At 44.3% G+C, this 20,613-nt stretch carries 22 protein-coding genes; 6 read left to right on the forward strand and 16 right to left on the reverse strand.

All coding sequences use genetic code 11. From position 1 onward, the window contains the following. Positions 1-3: 3 nt before the first annotated feature. From ACZ1GZ_RS10845 to ACZ1GZ_RS10865, 5 genes are all read right to left on the reverse strand, one after another. Positions 4-1,719 carry an SDR family oxidoreductase gene (locus tag ACZ1GZ_RS10845; protein ID WP_472664894.1) on the reverse strand — a complete coding sequence of 572 codons (1,716 nt, stop codon included), beginning with the start codon at positions 1,717-1,719 and terminating at the stop codon, positions 4-6. 16 nt (positions 1,720-1,735) lie between these two features. Further along, the gene (locus ACZ1GZ_RS10850; protein ID WP_472664895.1) at positions 1,736-2,161 is read right to left on the reverse strand and encodes a thiol-disulfide oxidoreductase DCC family protein; all 426 of its coding nucleotides are present in this window, start codon (positions 2,159-2,161) and stop codon (positions 1,736-1,738) included. A gap of 21 nt (positions 2,162-2,182) precedes the next feature. Next, entirely contained in the window at positions 2,183-3,157 is a 975-nt protein-coding gene (locus tag ACZ1GZ_RS10855) for an NADPH:quinone reductase (protein WP_472664896.1), read from the reverse strand. A gap of 79 nt (positions 3,158-3,236) precedes the next feature. Further along, the gene (locus ACZ1GZ_RS10860) at positions 3,237-3,953 is read right to left on the reverse strand and encodes a helix-turn-helix transcriptional regulator (RefSeq protein ID WP_472664897.1); all 717 of its coding nucleotides are present in this window, start codon (positions 3,951-3,953) and stop codon (positions 3,237-3,239) included. 277 nt (positions 3,954-4,230) lie between these two features. Continuing rightward, the gene (locus ACZ1GZ_RS10865; protein WP_472664898.1) at positions 4,231-5,004 is read right to left on the reverse strand and encodes an SDR family oxidoreductase; all 774 of its coding nucleotides are present in this window, start codon (positions 5,002-5,004) and stop codon (positions 4,231-4,233) included. Positions 5,005-5,128: 124 nt separating this feature from the next. Between ACZ1GZ_RS10865 and ACZ1GZ_RS10870 the strand changes: the two genes are divergently transcribed. Then, a complete protein-coding gene (locus ACZ1GZ_RS10870; RefSeq protein ID WP_472664899.1) occupies positions 5,129-6,022 on the forward strand; it encodes a LysR family transcriptional regulator in 894 nt (297 codons plus the stop codon). A 165-nt stretch (positions 6,023-6,187) separates the two neighbouring features. Next, a complete protein-coding gene (locus ACZ1GZ_RS10875) occupies positions 6,188-6,778 on the forward strand; it encodes a hypothetical protein (protein ID WP_472664900.1) in 591 nt (196 codons plus the stop codon). 57 nt (positions 6,779-6,835) lie between these two features. Here ACZ1GZ_RS10875 and ACZ1GZ_RS10880 read toward each other — a convergent pair whose 3' ends face one another. From ACZ1GZ_RS10880 to ACZ1GZ_RS10895, 4 genes are all read right to left on the reverse strand, one after another. Continuing rightward, complete coding sequence (locus tag ACZ1GZ_RS10880) at positions 6,836-7,243, reverse strand: hypothetical protein (protein WP_472664901.1); 408 nt, start codon at positions 7,241-7,243, stop codon at positions 6,836-6,838. A 67-nt stretch (positions 7,244-7,310) separates the two neighbouring features. Further along, a complete protein-coding gene (locus tag ACZ1GZ_RS10885; protein ID WP_472664902.1) occupies positions 7,311-7,601 on the reverse strand; it encodes a BrnA antitoxin family protein in 291 nt (96 codons plus the stop codon). Beyond that, on the reverse strand, positions 7,555-7,839 hold the full coding sequence (locus ACZ1GZ_RS10890) for a BrnT family toxin (protein ID WP_472664903.1): 285 nt from the start codon (positions 7,837-7,839) through the stop codon (positions 7,555-7,557). Before ACZ1GZ_RS10890 ends, ACZ1GZ_RS10885 begins: the two co-directional genes overlap by 47 nt. A gap of 239 nt (positions 7,840-8,078) precedes the next feature. Beyond that, positions 8,079-9,254: a BaiN/RdsA family NAD(P)/FAD-dependent oxidoreductase gene (locus ACZ1GZ_RS10895; RefSeq protein ID WP_472664904.1), complete on the reverse strand. Its 1,176-nt coding sequence runs from the start codon at positions 9,252-9,254 to the stop codon at positions 8,079-8,081. Positions 9,255-9,338: 84 nt separating this feature from the next. Here ACZ1GZ_RS10895 and ACZ1GZ_RS10900 point away from each other — a divergent pair, with 84 nt between their 5' ends. Then, positions 9,339-9,785 (forward strand): methyltransferase family protein, encoded by a 447-nt coding sequence (locus ACZ1GZ_RS10900; protein ID WP_472664905.1) that lies wholly within the window; start codon positions 9,339-9,341, stop codon positions 9,783-9,785. Positions 9,786-9,796: 11 nt separating this feature from the next. Here ACZ1GZ_RS10900 and ACZ1GZ_RS10905 read toward each other — a convergent pair whose 3' ends face one another. Beyond that, complete coding sequence (locus ACZ1GZ_RS10905; RefSeq protein WP_472664906.1) at positions 9,797-10,282, reverse strand: PilZ domain-containing protein; 486 nt, start codon at positions 10,280-10,282, stop codon at positions 9,797-9,799. A gap of 298 nt (positions 10,283-10,580) precedes the next feature. Here ACZ1GZ_RS10905 and pncB point away from each other — a divergent pair, with 298 nt between their 5' ends. Together pncB and ACZ1GZ_RS10915 are read left to right on the forward strand one after the other, a co-directional pair. Beyond that, positions 10,581-11,873: a nicotinate phosphoribosyltransferase gene (gene pncB / locus ACZ1GZ_RS10910; RefSeq protein ID WP_472664907.1), complete on the forward strand. Its 1,293-nt coding sequence runs from the start codon at positions 10,581-10,583 to the stop codon at positions 11,871-11,873. 17 nt (positions 11,874-11,890) lie between these two features. Then, the gene (locus ACZ1GZ_RS10915; protein ID WP_472664908.1) at positions 11,891-12,265 is read left to right on the forward strand and encodes a VOC family protein; all 375 of its coding nucleotides are present in this window, start codon (positions 11,891-11,893) and stop codon (positions 12,263-12,265) included. 209 nt (positions 12,266-12,474) lie between these two features. On the opposite strand, the gene ACZ1GZ_RS10920 is transcribed toward ACZ1GZ_RS10915, so the two are convergent. Further along, a complete protein-coding gene (locus tag ACZ1GZ_RS10920) occupies positions 12,475-12,936 on the reverse strand; it encodes a nuclear transport factor 2-like protein (RefSeq protein WP_472664909.1) in 462 nt (153 codons plus the stop codon). Between the two features lie 464 nt (positions 12,937-13,400). On the opposite strand from ACZ1GZ_RS10920, the gene ACZ1GZ_RS10925 reads away from it, so the two are divergent. Continuing rightward, positions 13,401-14,078 (forward strand): ArsR/SmtB family transcription factor, encoded by a 678-nt coding sequence (locus ACZ1GZ_RS10925; RefSeq protein WP_472664910.1) that lies wholly within the window; start codon positions 13,401-13,403, stop codon positions 14,076-14,078. A gap of 129 nt (positions 14,079-14,207) precedes the next feature. On the opposite strand, the gene ACZ1GZ_RS10930 is transcribed toward ACZ1GZ_RS10925, so the two are convergent. The 5 genes from ACZ1GZ_RS10930 to ACZ1GZ_RS10950 form a co-directional block, all read right to left on the reverse strand. After that, positions 14,208-14,741: a dihydrofolate reductase family protein gene (locus tag ACZ1GZ_RS10930; protein ID WP_472664911.1), complete on the reverse strand. Its 534-nt coding sequence runs from the start codon at positions 14,739-14,741 to the stop codon at positions 14,208-14,210. 211 nt (positions 14,742-14,952) lie between these two features. Continuing rightward, positions 14,953-16,653 (reverse strand): dipeptide ABC transporter ATP-binding protein, encoded by a 1,701-nt coding sequence (locus tag ACZ1GZ_RS10935; RefSeq protein ID WP_472664912.1) that lies wholly within the window; start codon positions 16,651-16,653, stop codon positions 14,953-14,955. Between the two features lie 3 nt (positions 16,654-16,656). Then, entirely contained in the window at positions 16,657-17,592 is a 936-nt protein-coding gene (locus ACZ1GZ_RS10940; protein WP_472664913.1) for an ABC transporter permease, read from the reverse strand. Between the two features lie 3 nt (positions 17,593-17,595). Then, a complete protein-coding gene (locus ACZ1GZ_RS10945; protein WP_472664914.1) occupies positions 17,596-18,567 on the reverse strand; it encodes an ABC transporter permease in 972 nt (323 codons plus the stop codon). Positions 18,568-18,654: 87 nt separating this feature from the next. Continuing rightward, positions 18,655-20,217: an ABC transporter substrate-binding protein gene (locus ACZ1GZ_RS10950; RefSeq protein ID WP_472664915.1), complete on the reverse strand. Its 1,563-nt coding sequence runs from the start codon at positions 20,215-20,217 to the stop codon at positions 18,655-18,657. Between the last annotated feature and the right edge of the window lie 396 nt (positions 20,218-20,613).

A 20,613-nucleotide genomic window follows, 5' to 3' on the forward strand; every position in this document is an offset into this window, starting at 1 on the left:
GATTTATTCCAACGGTTTTAATTGTCCGCGGTAATGAGCGAGCAATCCAAAAAACGGCAAGGTTACTTTAACATCAAAATGAAAGATGCCATCTTCATCCGCGTATTCGCGCGTTTGTGATATTGGCGCGAGCCAAAGTGGCATTGGTATCGCACCAAATGGTGTCTCAAGTTGCCAGCTTTGCACTGGCATGATGATCGCATTATCAACGACATCAAGACCGATCTTAAATGATAGGGCACCAAATTGTTCGTGAAAAGCACCATCCTTTTCGACCGACAATTTCGATGAAAAACGCTGAGTTGCAAAATTGCGTGTCCATTCTTCATCCATAACATTATCGCAGTTTATACCGCGATCAACAGTAACCGTTAGAGCGACATTTTCACCTTCAGATGGAAATCCGACAATTTTGGATATCAATTTTGCTCCAAAAGAGGTTCCTGTAGCGATCTTGGCCGTTCCAACCCACAAAGTTGGGCCATCGATATTGTGAAACTTTTGTAAAGACTTCGGCAGCTTATGGTATTTTATCGCCCCGAGATATTGCTCATAAATCCCGGTTTCTGGGTAGCTATGAAGCACGCGCGTTTGAATAGCATAACCAGCGCATTCAGCCTCAACATCAGCTACTTCAACGACATCAAACGCTAGATGCGCGCCAGATGTAATATTGCCTTTTAACAATCGTCTAAGCGCGGTCGCGGTGGGTATTATAGGGATGTTTGGCCCATCATTGTTCTCAACTAACAATTCATATTCGCTAACCTGGTAATCGCCTTGCGCATTTAACCCTTTGGCTCTGGCAATCATGCCACCACGTCCAGACACAAATGGCTTGATCATAAAGCGAATATTATGAAGGATCATTGCAAGTGTTGTCGCCACTTTTGGATGCCCAATAGGTAAGCCCCATTTCGATAATTTGGCGAGCAATACTACACCATAATGTTCAGCGGGAGATTCAAGTCCGGCGGAAAAACTAACATGCGAACGTATCTTTAATTTTTCGCCGAGATAAACCGCATCATAAGTCTCAGCAGGTGCAACACGTCGCCAACCTAGTTGTCCAATCTGCATACGTTTTGAATGAGCCCATGCATAAATCTCATCACGCTTTCCTTCGCGCCAGGTTAATATTGGTTTGCCTGCATAACTTAAAATTGCTTGGATGACAGATTGTCCAACATCACCTTTGCCACCGGGTAAAAATGCAATGTCGATGCTATCAACGCGTTGCCAGTCTGATGTGATATGTTTGGCAGCTGCAATGGTGTATCCAGGCGAAGAGCTTGCTCCAGAAATACAAGCCACGTTTTTGGCGTTAGCCAGATCATCCATGCTGTTTAAAAAACCGTCGATATATTCAGGTGCATCCGCCATATCTATAAAATGAGACCCTGAAGCAATTACCGCTTGTGCAATGCTATAATCAGCGGATTGAAAAGGGCCTGAGCAGTCTATCGTCACGTTTGGATGAACGTGTGCAAGAGCCTCAGAAAGGTTCTTCGTTGTATCCATCGCGACATAGTCAAAACTTTGATGAGGATATAACCGCTTTAGCTTGTGAACCAGATTAATAGCGCTGGTTTCAGATCGCGACGAAATAAACAGATCTAACTGAAAGTGCTTTGCAAGGTGATGGCAAAGCTTTTGACCAAAAACGCCGGTACCGCCGATAATTAATACACGTTCTCGCATCTCGTCTACCAACCTCATATTTGAACTCATCTGTTCATATAGTAAAACGCGCCCGTTCAGCCTCTTTCGGTACGCGACATGTATCAAGTTTACCAAATAGACGATATCGATTGCGTGCAACGAGATCATACAGTTTATCTCGGATAAATTTTGGTAAAATCACACCAAAACGTATCCAGCTAAAGGGTGCCTTCAAGTGCTTTGATAGTGCGATAACGCCATCTGATTGTACATATGCGCGACCATTATCCAAAAACAAAAAAGTATCAGGATCATCAGGGTCAATATTATAGCGTTCTGCAATTGCCCGACCATCCATTGAGTGTATGGATACAAAATCGATTGTTGGTGATTTCTCATAACGCAGAGCAGTAGAAATAGCGCCATTGCACAAAACGCAAACACTATCAAAGAGCCAGATAGCTTTTTTGGTTTGCGTTTCGTAGATTTGTTTTTGCATATGGTCCTTAAATCAAAATCCCTATGGAATAAGGACAACCTTACCATATGCGCCAGGCTCTAGCACTGCGTCATGGGCGCGCGCTGCTTCAGATAGCGGGAATTCTTTACCAATAATCGGGTTCAGGCTTTTGTCCGCAATGCCAGTTAGGATATCTTCCATAATGGGTTTGATTTGATCCGCGGTCATGTTCCACAGCGCGGTGCCTTTAATGTCGAGTTCCTTCATCATAGCAACACGCGGATTAATGGTAATATCACCACGATTGCCAATCACGACTATTCGTCCAAATTTTGCAGCCAGATCCATATCTTTATCGAGATTAATATTTGCAAGCATTTCAAGCGTTAAATCAACGCCTTTGCCGTCTGTGAAAGCTTTAATCTCGTCGATATAGTTCTCGTCATTGTGATTAACAGCAAGATCGACACCTTGCTCTTTAATCAGTGCCATTCCTTCATCGCTTCCGGCAGATCCAATCACCGTGCAGCCTGCGCGTTTTGCAATTTGGACTGCTGAGGTGCCCACAGAGCCGCTGGCGCCGTGGATAAAGATTGTCTCGCCTGCTTTGGCATTTCCGCGATGAAACAGCGCCATATGCGCTGTTGGATAAGATACACCAAAAGCTGCTGCCTGCGCAAAGCTGACATGATCGGGCAGGGCGAGCACTTCATCTGCGGAACGCTTAACCTGGCTTGCATAACAGTCTTGTAAGCGGAAGCTAAGAGCTGTACCGATGATGACGCGATCGCCAACTTTAAAGTCTGTCACGCCATCGCCAACTTTTGCTATGATACCGCCTGCGTCGCCACCTGGGACATAGGGTAGCTCAGGAACAATACCATATGTGCCGGTTCGCATATATGTGTCTGCCGGGTTTACCCCTGCAGCTTTCACATCGATGACAACTTCACCTTTGCCCGCAACCAGATCGTCTAATTGATCAAGTTGTAAGACCTCTGATCCGCCAAACCGGTGTGCTCTAATTGCCTGCATGATAGTGCCTCCATATTCATAACTGATTTGCTATCAGTTATACATGAAATTGGATCAAGCACCACGTCTAACCTAGGTCTTAAATAAGACCCAGCCGAATTGCACGCACAACCGCATTTGTTCGGTTTGATGCGTTGAGTTTGTTAATTGAGTTATCTGCGTGAAGGTTTACAGTTTTCGGTGAAATTCCAAGAATTGTCGAAATTTCCTGACTTGTTTTTCCCTCAGATGCCCAACGCAGGACTTCATGCTCACGTGGTGTAAGTTTAACCTTAGGCTTTTTCATTTGAACCTCTTCACCAGTAAAGCTGTTAAGCCAATAGACCAGCAATTGACCAATTCGGTTCATCATTTCAGGGGACAATTCGCGCGGATCATTTGCAGGAAAGCCAATAGCAAACCAACGTAATGATGGTTGGAAATCCGGTAGCTCAAATGTTAAATGCGCCTCAAACATTTCAAATAAATCTCTGATTTTTTTGTGTATGCGAAGTGCATTTTCATCATCTACGCGAATGAGAAACCAGCGCATTGATAAAGGTGATGCATTGATCATATTTGCAACCATTTGATCTTCCGCATGTCGTTTTATCTCAGACTGATTTAAATGCTCACCAGCGCCGGTCAGCATGATTGATGTTTCAAATTGAGCACGATCACTTGCATTGCCAATGGCCAGTGGATCGCAGCTTTCAAATTTGCTGCTCAATTCTTGTATAAATGTAAAGCTATCAAACCCCGCAGAGACGAAATTCATATCGTTCAAATGGGTTTCAACCTGTATGATTGGTTCCATGTTCGTTCATCCTTTTAATGCTTGCCCTTACATTGAACGGATTGAGACGACTTTCAAAGTTAACTAGGGTAAAATACCAGCTAGTAACAGTAACATGTAATAAAATCATAGGTTTACAGGGCGGTATTCGGGTATTTATCTTTAGGTAAAATTACTAGTTACTGGTAAATTTACCTCCTTATTAATCGGTTTAACTGTTAAATACCCTGATAAAACTCCCATATCAGTTTTTGCACTGCACATCTAAGCGGCGAAAGGTTGCAACAAGATTGATCTCTTAGATCAATCCCACAAGCTTGCGACCTTCATCCGTCTTGATCGAAAAATCAGTTCCATCAAATTCGCGTGCTGCATCTGTCGTTAGCCAACAAATTGCTTTAGCAGGCCAATCAGGTTCAATATGCTCTGACCAATCCATTTGGCTGACAACGTTAATCTGCGAAGATTTGATAGAACGTTGCATATCAGTTGCGACGGTGCCGGGGGAAAGACCAATGACAGAGATACCGTGTTCTGACCATTCACGATTGATGGTTCGTGTTAATGATAATACCGCAGCTTTGGTTGCGCTATAATGGCTCCATCCTGGCAACATGCTTGTCGCTGCGCCTGAGGAGATGTTGATGACAATACTTCTCTTGTCTTCTCGTGTTGAGGCTTTCAGTGCAGGGAAGCTTGCGTGTAGGCAATTATATACGCCCTTGAAATTTACATCGACAACTCGGCTCCATGCTTCAGGATCTGAACTTTCAAGCATGGAAATAGGATCGATAATGCCTGCATTATTGACAACAATATCGATGCCGCCAAAATGTTTAACAGCCTGATCAATGGCTGATTTCACCTCGTTATAATTTGCAACATCACATTTAACGGCAAGTGCATTGTCACCTATGTCTTTTGCTATGCGGCTGCAGTCGTCTAAAGAACGCGCTGCAAGCACAACATTTGCACCGTATTTTGCTGCTTGACGCGCTGTTGATTCTCCAATCCCTCGGCTTGCTCCGGTGATGAACACGGTGCGTCCTGTAAGGTCAATCTTGTTAGACATGGTTTAGTTCCTCAAATCATTTGTAAAACACAGTGTCTGATTCAACACTTGCTCGCAATATATTCATGTAGTTTTCTGTGATAAACATTGATTTATGAATGAAATTCATGCAAATAATACATGAATGAATTTATCTGATTTATCCATATTTATGCAGGTTGTGCAAAAGGGCTCTTTTGCTGACACGGCTCGTGACAACAATGTGGATCCATCAAAAATTTCTCGGATAATCTCATCACTTGAAAATGAATTGGGCTACCGTTTGTTCAATCGCACAACACGAACCCTTTCGCTCACGCAAGCGGGGCGATTGACGTATGAACGGATGTGCGATCCTTTGGATGAAATCAATGCGATTATTGATACCGCGCGAGCCAGCACACATAAGCTTTCAGGCAATTTGCGTCTGACCACATCCGTTGCGCTCGGAGAGCGTTGGCTCGTGCCAAAGCTTGGGCAGTTTTATAAACAATACCCCGATATCAAGCTGGAATTGATTTTAGATGATCGCGCCATAGATCTGATCGAACATCGCATTGATGTCGCTTTGCGCTTAGCACCCCAAAAGCAAAGTGATTTGATCACAACACGCATTATGCGCGCAAACTATCATATTGTTGCGCACCCGAGCTATTTGGAAAAATTTGGCCCCATTGCATCACCCAATGATTTAAAGAATACAAAGATCATCACATTCCCATATGCCGATTATCGCTTGCAATGGAAATTTAAATCTCCAGGAAGAGAAGTAGATACATTGCCAATTGAACCGCATATAATTATCTCAAACGCGCTTGCCATCCGGCGAACAGTGCTTGAAGGGCAGGGAATTGCTTTGTTGAGTGATTGGCTCATCGGTGATGATATTAAAAGTGGAGAACTTGTTGATGTCTTTCCAGATTATCAAGTCAGCGCTGAAAACTTTGATGAGGGCGTTTGGCTGACATATCCCAGCAAACGATATCTACCTTCAAATACCCGGGCGCTGATAGATTTTATCAAGCAAATTCAACACTAGTATCGAGTTATTCGTTTCCTAAACGCAAGATGAACGTTCTATTCAGCGTGCCTTCAAATCGCTCTTGTTAGAACCCCATTTATCGAAACAAATCGATAACGAAATTGAACAATTCGGGGGCGACATCTCCGACATTGAAATGAGGGTATTAAAGGAGATCTCAACATGACTATGACTAAAACTTTTTCAGCTATCGCAATTGCAACATCTATTTTCACAGGTGCAACATCTGCAGCGTTAGCAGGTCCAATTCAAACTGTATCAATTACAAAAGATGGTATTGATATTGTACCAATTGAAGTGCAGGCAACGGGCAGCAACTACAACAAGATCAAAACTCAAAAACACAAATTTGGTTTAAAGCTCTATGCAAAAGCTGCCTGGGGAAAGAAAATTAAACACACAATGGTCGCAGCCGGTGTTGCAAATATTGGCGAATACACAACCGTTTGGAACAAGAAATACAGCAATAATAGCCGTACATTTGTTAAACATATCAATTCGGATATCAAAATCAGCGATGTGAAGTTCCATGGTAAAAATCCAATTCAAGCCTGTAATGCTAAATTGTCACAACATCGAAATGCATTGGCAACAGGCGCAACAACACAAGTAACGGCCTATTTTGAATTCGCAGTAACATCGAGAAATCTACTTTCAAATGGTGTATCGAAGAACCAGAAGAAATCTTGGATGTGGTATCCGGTTAAAGTGAAATGTTTGCCAAAAAATACCGTTGGTGGATACACCAACTAAGTCTGATGAAAATATCTTCAGTCAAACCAGCATCTTTCCCCTGAGATGCTGGTTTTTTTACGCTACCAGGTTCAAAAATAACCAGATAGCGAGGATCAACAGGCCGACCATGATCAGTATTCTGGCAAGAAATACCCGCAATTTAATCACTTCATCATCCCGGCCATCGGAGCGCAATTGCATGGTTTTATTATGATGAATGTTGCGTAGGATCCATAAGACGCCGCCAAGCGCCAAAATGAGAGGGAAAAATGTGAATAAGGTCCCCAAGATCACAAAATAGCTAAAGGCGGCGATGTTGAAATAAAAACCTGAGGAGCAAGTATCAGTATTTTGCAGATAGTTTTGGCATTCACCTGTGAGATATAAAAAACCGTATCCAAGCCCCGCAACAAGCAACACAGCGAGCGCCAAATAGCAGATATACTCAAGTATTTTCAGGAATATGTCTCCGGGAAACAGCATTTTAACCTCGCTTAATCGACACTTGATCAATCAGAGTCGCGTTGTTAGGTCAAATTAACGGCGCAAGCTATCTTGAGCGTTGTGCTTCCACATAAGAACGTAGAACGGCATTCATTCGTGTGAGGTGGCCTTTACCCTGACTTTTGAAATATTCAAGCACATCGGCATCAACACGGAGACTAATTGCGGTTTTGGTATTGGGTTCAATAATTTCAGCATCGTCCCAAAACCCTTCTGGCAATTCTTCCGATGCGATTGTCGTTTTTCTTGCAGGCTTGAGCGCGCCAACATCTTTCATCTTTCGGATATCCTCAAGAGTAGCGGTTTCGGATGTGTTTTTTGTAGGTTTCTCGTTCACGTTTTCCACCTTTCCACGCTGTTATGAGCCGGGTAACACCATTGCGTTCTGTGTGAACCACAATAAAGGCCTTATCATCAACCATGCCCAGCGAGATTAATCTCGTCTCACCGTAATTTCGGCGGTCGTCTTGTTTGGTCAGCACCGGATTTTCAAAAATCAATGCTGCTTCTAATATATCTACACCGCGTTCGCCGTATATTTCGCGGCGTTTTACCTCATTCCACTCGAATTGCATTTTCATGCTCCGCTTAGAGTTCTACTAAACGGATTTTTGACGCTGTGTTGACTTCAGCGTTACCCCGAATCCTCGCGCTATTACCGGGCTGTCAACGTAACAACGCATATGATGTATATACAATATGTAAAGAGAAAAAACAACTCGCACCTAACAAGCCTGTCCGCAAACCCAAGCAGATGACCAAGCCACCCGCATAGTTTTGCCTACAAAACTTGCAAACTTAAAAGAATGGGCGCCTAACAGGCCTGTCCGCAAACCCAGCCGCTGCTCCAAGCCCATTGAAAGTTATATCCGCCGAGCCAGCCAGTGATATCGACCACTTCACCGATGAAATAAAGTCCACTTTGGTGCTTTGCTTCCATGGTTTTGGCATTTAGCGCGGATGTATCAACACCGCCAAGCGTCACTTCCGCGGTGCGATACCCCTCAGAACCTGCAGGTTTAATTGTCCAAGCGTTGATCAAATTGCCAATGAGATCAAGTTTTGCATTGGATTGATCCGCAAGATTTCCGCTCAAACCTGTTTGTTCTATGATCATATGAGCAAGTTTTGCAGGGATGAGACGCGCCAATACATTTGTGATCGATTGTTTGCCAGCTTCACCGCGCAAAGATTTAAGCTTCTCGGCAATATTTTGCCCGCGTGCGAGATTAACGGTGACCTCATCGCCTTCACGCCAATAACTGGAAATCTGTAGGATGGAAGGGCCGGAAAGGCCACGATGGGTAAAGAGCAAACCCTCATCAAATACCGTCTTTTGGTGCTTTACAGAACTCTCAACACTGACCCCAGACAATGGTTTAACGCGATCAAGCGTTTCATCGGAAAATGTTAGTGGCACGAGAGCAGGGCGGATATCGGTTAAAGGCACGTCAAATTGCTGAGCAATATCATAACCAAACCCTGTTGCGCCCATTTTGGGTATCGATTTACCACCCGAAGCGATCACCAAAGATGTGGCGGTGACTTCATCATGATCGAGCGTGATCCAATAGGTGTCATCATGTGTGATGCGCTTAACAGATGTTTGCAGTTGAAGTTCAACACCAGCTGCATCCATCTCATTGCGCAGCATGGTGATAATATCCTGCGCGGAATGATCACAAAACAATTGGCCCAATGTCTTTTCGTGATAGGAAATACCATGTTTCTCAACCAGTTTGATGAAATCGTGCTGGCTGTAGCGCTTAAGCGCTGAAATACAAAAGCGTGGATTTTGTGATAAAAAGCGGTCAAATTTGGTGTCTAAATTGGTGAAATTGCAGCGTCCACCCCCTGAAATGCGGATTTTGTCACCCGCTTTTTTCGCGTGATCAATGATCAACACAGATCTTCCACGTTTGCCCGCTTCGATCGCACACATCATTCCCGCGGCACCAGCGCCAATTATCACAACGTCATAATGTTTCATATAATTGCGGGTAGCGCTCTATTGATCCGAATGCAAGCGCGTTTTAAGTATGGTGTGCACAACACTGTTTTTTGAGGTAAGAATATGCATATCCCGCCACCCGTTTATATGTTTTTAGCCATTATTGGGATGCACTATGGTGCGCGATTTTTACCGTTTTCAACTTTTCAATTTCGTGAGCAATATCTGCTCGCTTACGCTTTTATTTTGTGTGGCATTTTTCTTCTTCTTATGACCGTATTACGCTACATCAGACACAGAACGACAATCCAGCCGAATAAGCTTGATCAAATGTCCTCGCTCGTCACCGATGGGATCAATCGTTATTCTCGCAATCCAATGTATTTGGCAATGTTGCTGATGATCATAGGATCAGGACTATATTTCGGCACATTTTTGGTCATCATCGCTGCGCCTGTGTTCGTTGTAATTATCAATAAAGTGCAGATTGAGCCTGAAGAAGAGGCGCTTGAAACCATATTTGGGCAGGAATATCTGGATTACAAAAACCGTGTTCGACGCTGGATGTAAATCTTATTTGATTAGCGTTTGCCAAATCCAGTTGAACGTCTTTGTTTAAGTCGTCTTAGATTAGCTCTTTGCTGTTGATCATCAATCTTCTTGAATAACTGCCCATGATGTTCAGATACAGGTATCTTGATATATTCTTCACCACGAACGCTTGGTTCACCGGCAAGGATTGGGTCGTCAGAAAGCTGAAGAACTTGCTTCCGTGTTGATTTAAATTGCTCCAACGGTCCCTGAAATTGTACGCCTAAGCGTATATCCTTGCGCCAAATCCACTTGGCTTCAACCTGATATGCATCAAGTTCAACACTAACTTTGAAAAATAGCGGCAAACCGCCGACATCTTCAATATGAAGTAAAGCACCCGTATCTGAGACATTTTTTAAAATACACGCACGTTTGCCACCTCCGCCTTCGTTGTAAACAAAGGCCGATTTATAGGTTCGGGTTCGATACGCCCGTTCTATAAAAATCTTTTCCGGTTGTGTCTCTGTCGACAACTTAACAAACTCCGTTTGTGCGGAATTACATAGTGATATGCCTTAAATGATGCAGTATGGCACCGCTAAATTGAGGAATATTGAAGTAATTACTTCGCAATTAATTCAAATTTTTCAAAACGAAAACAGCTTGGTTGTTTATACATATCGCAATGTTTTGAGCATGGTTTTGCGATCTTGGCCAGATGAACTCGCCTCGTTTTACAACCTGTTGCGAAACTTTAAGACAGAGTTTGCAAATTAAACCAACAGCTTGCTATAAGGTCTGCTCACGTTACCTATTAGATCGGATCATTTTATGCACGATATTGCCAGCCGCGTTTATAATCATAACTGGAAAATTGATCCGATTGTCCGGTCCTTGATTGATACAGATTTCTACAAGCTGTTGATGGCGCAAACCGTATTTCGCAATCATCCAAAAGCCAATGTCACGTTTAATTTGATCAATCGTTCTAAGCATGTGCCGCTTGCAAATCTAATTGATGAGGGTGAGTTGCGCGAACAACTTGATCACATCCGCACCTTGTCGCTTTCGCGCGGGGAGAGCACATGGCTTCGCGGTAATATGTTTTACGGTAAGCGCTCAATGTTCCGTTCTGATTTTATGGAATGGTTTGAAGCTTTAAAAATGCCCGCCTATCATCTTGAACGCCGCGGCGATCAATATGAATTGACCTTTGAAGGGTCTTGGCCTGAGGTGATGATGTGGGAAATTCCAGCACTTGCAGTGATCATGGAACTGCGTTCGCGTGCTGTACTTAAAGGCATGGGTAAATTCGAGCTGCAGGTTCTTTATGCGCGCGCTATGACGCGACTTTGGGAAAAGATCGAGGATTTACGCCAGGTTGAGAATTTACGCGTTGCTGATTTCGGCACCCGTCGCCGCCATTCGCATATGTGGCAGGATTGGTGTGTACAAGCGATGCGAGAGGGCTTGGGCGAGAAATTTGTTGGCACATCAAACTGCCTGATTGCAAAGCGTCATGAACTTGAGGCGATTGGTACAAATGCCCATGAATTACCCATGGTCTATTCAGCGCTTGCCGATGGTGACGAAGAATTAGCGCAAGCGCCTTACAAAGTCTTGAGCGATTGGCAGGCTGAGCATGAAGGCAATTTGCGTATCATTTTGCCTGATACTTATGGCACGCGCGGCTTTTTGGACAATGCCCCGGATTGGCTAACCAGCTGGACTGGTATTCGCATTGATAGCGGTGATCCTGAAAACGTGGCTGAATATGCGCTTCAATGGTGGGAAAAGCGTGGGGAAGACCCAAAAGAAAAACTATTGATCTTCTCAGATGGGTTGGATGCACCTGAAATCAAACGCTTGCACGATCTATTCGCGCATCGCTGTAAGGTGAGTTTTGGTTGGGGCACTATGCTGACCAATGATTTCAAACATCTTGTTGAAGATAATGCCTTGGCTCCGTTTTCACTCGTTTGTAAAGCCACGTCTGCAAATGGCCAGCCAACGGTTAAACTATCCGACAATCCTCGCAAAGCCATGGGCCCGCAGGATCAGATTGATCGATATAAACGTGTCTTTGGGGTTGGTGAACAAGAAGAAATTGATGTGTTTGTTTAAGCATCTGGGAGATTTAGTTGGCCATCATTGATCACTTCAATCTTCCTGTTTCAAATGTTGAAGCGTTCAAAAACCTGTATCAACCGGTGTTAGCAACACTTGGTATTGATCAAGTTTTCATTGATGCTGATGCGGTTGGATTTGGTAAAACAAGTTGGGAATTTGGTCTGGTGCCAGCAACCCAAGATATTGAAAAGTTGCACTTGGCTTTTCAAGCCGATAGCGCGCAAATGGTCCGCGATTTTCATGATAAAGCAATGGAACTGGGCATGACTTCGAATGGAGCTCCAGGATCGCGACCAGAATATGGCGAGAATTACTACGCAGCCTATTTTATTGATCCAGATGGTCATAATATTGAGGCTGTCTATCGGGGTGAAACGTCATCTTAAGGGCTGATCTCAGCGCTTCATAAACGAGTATTTTAGGCATCAGGCCGGCGTTTTTATGTGGATTTACGAATGGTAGAAGCACAGCTGAAAGCTGGCGTTAATTTTTAAGAGTTTTACGTGGGTTTTTGACGTTATAAAACCCGGTTTGAAATCGGATTTCAAACCGGGATTCCTAAGTAAGTAATAATTAAATTATCAATTGATAATTTCTATTCTTTCATTTTCAACTTTGAGCCATCAAATGTTGTAACCTGAGCAAACATAAAACCATCTTTCGTCACATAGGCATCCGCACCTTTGTAGGGCTCTGCAAGAAATGGTGCATCTGCTTCCCAAATCACATTCAAAGTTCCTTCTACTGTGAATGTCTCCAATGTCGTAAACTGAAGACCTTTCAGGCCACCATCTGCGGGATCTTTGCAGAAACCGGCAAATAGATCGCCAACAGCTTTTTGACCCCTGAAAGATACGCCATCTGCTATGATAATCATCACCTCTGGCGGGTATTGAGCCATCAGGCGGTTCCAGTCACATTTGTTCAACGCGTCCAAATGCTCATCAACAACTTGCTGTGGGCTTGGTTGTGGAACAAGTGGCGGCTGATCCATAGCAACCGCTGAAGTTGAGGTCATTCCTGCAGCAATTATTGCGGCCAATATTGATTTATACATATTTATTCCTCCCAATAGTATAAATAACTCGATCACAAAATAACTCCTCTTCCTGGATTGCAATTTCTACAAATCGTTCCAAGTGACACAAAGTCTGAATTTAAAGAGAACCATTCACGTCTGGGTAATTAGGTGTCACCAGAATTGGCACTATTCTATCTTGTTAAAAACTATCTATTTGATCATCTTTAAACCCTGCACATTCTCAGGAAAAACATGGGTTGAACTTTGAAAAAACCAGATCAAATGTGTCTGCTCATGCCACAAATTCTCCATCCGCAATATCGCAGTTTTCTTCTACCAAAGAGACAGTTTCAGACATATCCATAAGCCTTCGGATGTCATTTTGCGCCATCTCGTATCACAACCTGATTTGAGGTTGTCTATCGCGTTGAAATATAGTTCGTCCGTTAACGAACTATCAGGTGTTGCCGCAAGCTGATCGCTGCGTTAGACTTGCTGCTATGAAAGAAGGACCGGACATATCGCTCATTGGCTCGCTGATCGGCGATCCTGCACGCGCCAATATCCTCACTGCACTCATGTGCGGCAAGGCGCTCACAGCAACTGAACTTGCGCTTGAAGCAGGCGTGAGCAAGCAAACCACAAGCGCGCATCTTAAAAAGCTCGAAGACGCAGCGCTTATCAGCCCCACCAAAAGCGGACGACATAAGTATTATGTCATTGCGGATCACGATGTTGCCGACATGATTGAAGCGATATCGGGTCTTGCAGCAAAACGTGGCTTATTGCGTGTGCATACAGGGCCAAAGGATGAAGCCTTGCGTAAAGCGCGGGTGTGCTACAATCATTTGGCCGGTGATCTTGGCGTTTATATGTATGATCAAATGATCGCTCGGCAATATCTGGTGGAGCAGGGCGAGATCGTTGGTCTCACGCCCAAGGGAACCGCATTCGTGGGCAATTTTGGTATCGATATTACGTCATTGATTAAAACCAAACGCCCAATGTGTAAATCCTGTTTGGATTGGAGCTCGCGGCGTTCGCATCTCGCCGGTGCGCTTGGGTCCGCTATGTTAACCCGCGTGTTGGACCTTGGTTGGGCAAAACGAAAAGAAGGCTCGCGCATTATAGATTTTTCTGATGCGGGTGAACGCGAGTTCATCAAACTGTTGGTCTAGTTCGTTTGAAAGCGTGTGATGATCAACCGATAATTTGAGTGAAATCGGCGTTAGCATCCACTGCGTAACACAGCAGATGCCTAAACCTTAATTGATATTGAGCGTGTCAAAATTCCCGGAATCAATTTCTCAATAATTGAGCTTAAATTCTTGAAACAAAGCACCATTTTTATATCTGGTTTCTGTTTTCAGGTTAAGCTCAACCTTTTGATCAACCACCCCGAATAATGCCACACCCGATCCCAGTAAGATGGGTGCGCGTTTTATTCGCAAGATATCAATTAGCTGATTGGACAACATCCAGCTTGCAAGTTCACCACCACCGCAAAGATAGATATCGCCTTGGCTTTGATCTTTGACGGTTTGAATAGCTGTTTTACTTACGCAGCTTAATGTTTCCACCTCAGCAGCATCGGGCAATTCTATGCTCTCTGACAACACAATTGAGTGCATATGCGGGTAGGGGTTTTGTCCCGGTTTAAGTCCATGTTGATAGCTGAATTCGTAAGTTTTCCGGCCCATCAAGCAGGTTTTGTAATTTTGCAATCGCGCTTGGTAATCCTCAACAATGGCACCAGTATGGGGAAACTCAGACACGTCCTCAGAAGGGCCTGCGATAAAACCGTCAATCGACACGGCAACGTCATAAATAATGGGATGCATGAAATGCTCCTTTGAATATAAGTCTTTATCTGCGCTTGGTTCGCGCATCGGGAAGAATTGAAAAGACTTATTTGTTCATCGGCAGAGCACTCCTGTTTGATTAAGCAGTAAAATATACAGCGCACACACGCAAGCGCTACGTTTATTGAACCTGGCATTGATTAAATAAAATAAATTGGTGTGGCATTCCTGTGCCACATCCACTGCGCTTTTATCCCAAAAGATCGAGCTTCGGCATTAATCCAAGCAGATGCTGGCTATATTCGTGTTGAGGATTGTTAAACAGCTCTTCGGTTTCTGCAAGCTCGCAAATTTGACCTGAGCGCATCACAGCAATTCGATCACATGTTTGGCGAATAACAGGTAAATCATGGCTGATGAACAACATGGTAAGACCCAAATCTTCCTGCAGGTCTTTAAGCAGGTTCAAAATCTGTGCCTGAATAGATACGTCCAGCGCTGAAGTCGGCTCATCACAGATCAGGATCTGCGGCCGTGTTGCCAACGCACGCGCAATCGATATGCGCTGCCGTTGTCCGCCTGAAAACTCATGCGGATAGCGATTAGCAACCGCAGCACCCAAACCAACATGATCAAGCAAGTCACCAACGATTTGGCGGGTTTCAGCCTCAGAACTTGTCAGTTTATAAAAACGAATGGGTTCAGCGACGATATTCATAACGTTCAATCGCGAATTCAGAGAAGAATATGGATCTTGGAAAATCATCTGCAATTTACGGCGTGCCATTTTTATATTGGCGTCTCGCTGATTTCCCAGCACGCTTTGACCCTGAATAGAAATTTCACCCTGATCAGGGGTATAAAGACCCGCAATCAGTCGCGCGATTGTGCTTTTGCCGGAGCCACTTTCACCCACAATGCCAAATGTCTCACCCTGTTTGATATCAAAATTCACATCATTTACAGCGCGCAGCATCTTGCGATTTTTCTTCAAAAGCGCGTTTTGCAGCGTAAAGGATAAGTTGAGGTTTTTAACCGAGATCGCCGGCGTATCATCTTCAGATTGATGGCGTGATTTGCCCAACCAATGCGTGGCGATATCAATCGGCTTACGCGTTGCGCCGCCTTCAATATAATCCACCGCTTCAAATCGGTGGTATTTTTTGTCAGCGCGCGGAACCGCTGAAATGAGCGCTTTGGTGTATTCGTGTTGCGGATCACCTAAAATTTGCGCAACTTTGCCAGTTTCAACGATCTTACCGCGATACATCACAGCAACGCGCGTTGCGATTGATGCAATCACGCCAATATCATGGGTAACGATGATCACACCAAGCTGACGCTCTTCACAAAGCTGTTTGATCAGATCAAGAATTTGCGCCTGAATAGATACATCAAGCGCGGTTGTCGGCTCATCAGCAATGACCAATTCAGGCTTGCCAGCAAGCGCAAGCGCGATCACAACACGCTGGCGCATACCGCCTGAAAACTGGTGCGGATAGGCTTTCAAACGCACTTTTGCATTATCAATGCCCACACCTTCGAGCAGCTCAATTGCGCATTCATGAGCGCGCTTTTGATCATATTTACGTGTTTTGATGATCGTCTCAATCAGCTGATCGCCAATCGTCATCAAAGGATTGAGCGCTGTTTGCGGATCTTGGAAAATCATACCAATACGATCACCGCGGATTGAACGCATTTCATCTTCTGTTCGCCCGCGCAATTCTTCGCCTTGGAACATGATTGAACCACCCGCCACACGACCAGGATGCTCCAATAGATCAACGATTGCATTGCCGATGGTTGATTTACCCGCGCCAGATTCACCCACAAGGCCTAATACCTCACCGGGAGCGACCGTTAGATTGATATCCTGTGCAGCTTTAATCGTGCCGCGGCGGGTCACAAACTCAACATTAAGATCAGTGATTTTTAATAACTCAGACATAGATCACCGTAATTTCGGGTTGAGCGCATCGCGCAACCAGTCGCCAAATAAATTGACTGAGAACACTAAGATTACCAAAGCAATCGCTGGGAAGAGGGTGATCCACCAGAGGCCTGAGAATAAGAACTCATTACCAACGCGGATTAGCGTACCAAGCGATGGTGTGGTTGGCGGAATACCTTGTCCCAAAAAGCTCAATGTGGCTTCAGAGATGATTGCTGTGGCCAAACCAAGCGTTGCCAGCACCAAAACCGGGCGTAACACATTGGGCAGCAAATGACGCATCATAATCAACCACGATGGCAAGCCAATGACCCGAGCAGAGGCGATATATTCCTTGTTAGCTTCAACAAGAGTTGCCCCGCGCGTAATTCGTGCAAATTGCGGCCAGTCCGATAGACCAATCGCTATAATGACCACATAGATGGCAAATTCATCACGCACATCAACAGGTAAAAATGCGCGGCCGATACCGTTAATCAATATCGCTAGCAAAATACCTGGGATGGTCAATTGAACATCTGCAATCCGCATAATAATAGCATCGAATGAGCCGCCAAGATAACCTGAAACAATCCCAAGCGTAACGCCTAAAAGCATGCCTAGGAATACCGCAGCAAGGCCCACAATGATTGACAATCTACCGCCATATAAAATGGTGGAGAGCATATCGCGTCCCTGATTATCAGTGCCCAGCAAGTAGCGCTCATCGCCACCAGCAAAGCTCGGTGGAAGCTTTCCATCCCACAATGAAATCTGCGCAGGATCAAATGGGTTATATGGCGCAATCAGAGGTGCAAATAATGCAGCTAATATGAATATAAGCGTAATAAACGCTGCAATCATCGCAGATGGTGAGCGCAGGAATGAATGCAGTACATCGCTATCCATAAAACGCGCAAATCGCGTTGAGTTTTGAGATGGGTTTAAATTTGTCATGATTTATCCATTCCCAATACGAATACGCGGATCAACTGCTGCATAAAGCAGATCCACAACAAGGTTGATCACCACAAACAAGATGGCGACAAAAACCAGATATGCAGACATGATAGGCACATCAACAAAATCAACTGCTTGAATGAACATCAAGCCAGTACCTGGCCATTGAAAAACCGTTTCTGTGATAACTGAGAAGGCAATCAATCCACCGATGTTTAGGCCAATGATGGTGATCACGGGAACCAGTGTGTTGCGAAGTGCGTGGCCATAATTAATGGCGCGTTCGGATAATCCGCGTGCACGGGCAAATTTGATGAAATCAGTTTGCATAACCTCCATCATTTCAGCGCGGACGAGGCGCAAAATCATGGTGAGCTGGAAAAGGCTGAGCGTAATGGCAGGCAGCAAGATCGAGCGCCATCCTTCTAGCGATAAAAGCGATGTTTTCCACCAGCCAAAATCTATCGTGCCAGCGCGACCCGAGGAGGGGAGCCATCTTAAATGCACGGCGAATATATAAATCAGCGCAATACCAATGATAAAGGTGGGGAGCGAAACACCGATGAGCGATGATGATAAAATACTTCGCGATATCCAGGAATTTCGATGAATACCGGTATAAACACCCGCCACAATACCCACAATGAGTGAAATGATCGCTGATACGAAAACGAGTTCCAGAGTTGCTGGTAGACGTTCCATAATCAATTTATCAACTGGCTGTTTAATGCGATAGGAAACGCCAAAGTCGCCCTGCAACATATTGCTTATAAAGCGCACATATTGAACAGGAATTGGATCATCGAGACCAAGTTGTAGACGGATTTCAGCTCGACGTTCGCGTGTTGCGTCTTGCCCCACCATGTTGTTGACCGGATCGCCAACGAAGTTGAATAATGAAAAAGCCACAGCAGACACAACGGCCATGACAAGTATGGATTGAGCTAAGCGACGTGCGATAAATGCAAACATGCGAGATCTTTATTGCAGCCTTGTTGGCCACCGTTGCGAATGAAAAAACAAACGGGGCGATCAACGCCCCGTTCAGGATTTCAAAGATTAGTTTTTGACAATGTAGCGAGGACGAGGGAAGTCGTCTGCTGCGATTGGAATGTCAAAATTATCAGCCATGCCCCAAGCTAGAACTTGGTGGTGAATTGGCAGATAAGGCTTCTCTTCGCGAACAATATTCCATGCTTCGTCGATCAACATTGTACGTTTTTCAATGTCTGTCTCTGTTGCAATTGTTGCTGTGATTTCATTCACACGCGCATTGTTATAGCCAGTTGCGTTCCATGAACCTTCTGCATCTAGAAGATAAGAGAATACATAGTGACTATCGAGTGTTGGAACACCCCAACCAAGCATGTAAAAGTCAGATGTACGCTTCTGAATTTTCGGGAAATGCTGAGCTTTAGGGATCGCGTCAAGTTTTACAGTGACACCGATACGTGCAAGCATAGCAACAGACGCCTGACAGATTTTCTCATCATTGTTATAGCGGTTGTTTGGGCAATCCAGTTGGATAGTAAATCCATCTGGGTAACCAGCTTCTGCCATCAATGCCTGAGCTTTCGCCAAATCATGGCCGTATGATGCGTCAAGTTCAGGTGTATTACCCAAAACGCCTGGTGATGTGATCATCGCAGTTGGGAAAGATAGACCTTCCATCACAACTCGCTGGATCGCTTGCTTGTCAATTGCCAAGTTAAACGCTTCACGAACACGAACATCTTTGAACGGGTTTTTGCCCTTCACATCAGATGTGCGTAGCTCTTCAATACCTTGGTCCATACCAAAGAAGATTGAACGAACTTGAGGTGTTGTGGTTGTTTTCAAACCGTCTGTTGAATCGATCCGTGCCAAATCTTGTAGCGGAGGATCAAGAACGAAATCAACTTCGCCTGATAGCAGAGCAGCTACACGTGTGGCAGCGTTTGCAATCGGACGATATTCGATTTTATCGATGTTACCTGGGAATTGGCCTTTGCCCCACCAACCAGCATTTGCTTCAAGAGTTGTTAGCTCGTCCGGTGCACGTGAGGTAAGAATAAATGGACCTGTGCCATTTGTGTTGCGAACCGCATAGCTTTCTTCTTTTTCAGCATAGTTTTGCGGAAGCACTACATTATTGGCTTCAGCCCAGCCTTTATCAACCATAAACAAGCTGGTGATTTGGTTTGGCAGGATTGGGTTTGGACCGTCAGTTTTAATTTCAACAGTGTGGTCGTCTAAAGCTGTAACACTTACAATGCTTGCGACTTGTTCTTTATAATCAGATGTGGCTGCTTTTGCGCGATCAAATGAGAAAATAACATCTTCCGCTGTAAAATCAGCACCATCGTGGAATTTAACACCCTTGCGCAAGTTAAATGTCCATGTATCGCCATCAGCAGTCCAGCTTTCAGCCAATTCAGGCTGCAATGCAAGTGTTGCATCGCGTGTGACCAGTGATTCATAAATCTGGCCGTTCATCGCAATGGTTGGACCTTCATTTTGCGCGTGTGGATCTAGTGTGAGTGCATCACCTTGGCTTGTCCAACGTAAAACGTTTTCTGCCATAACCGGTGTTGCAATGATTGTCGCTGCGCAGGCAATTGCAGTTATTGTGAGTTTCTTCATGCCCTGTACTCCCTCATTTTTGCAAGTCTTTGGATTTAGTGAGATATTAAATTCTTCAGTGACTATGTAAAGAAGAAATTTATTCTCAAAAACTCTCTATATTTATTGTTAATCCGCATAGTTACACGAATAAGATGAGTGTACATCCAGAAAAATCTAAAATGAAGGTCGTAAAAATACGGGGCTAAAATACAGGTATAGACAATCAAACTGCCAATTTTTGCCGCTCTTGGACGCGTTTTGGTCAGATTTTGAATGAAATAAATCAGCTTTATGTATTTGCAAAATAATCACCAAGTATAGATTGCGCTATAAAGTTGTGAATTTTTTTATCAAATGGTTAGAAATTTAATGTGTGGATCGGAATCCATCGCAGACTTTATCAGAATATTCATA

The sequence above is a fragment of the Lentilitoribacter sp. JB5-8 genome, assembly GCF_055693385.1.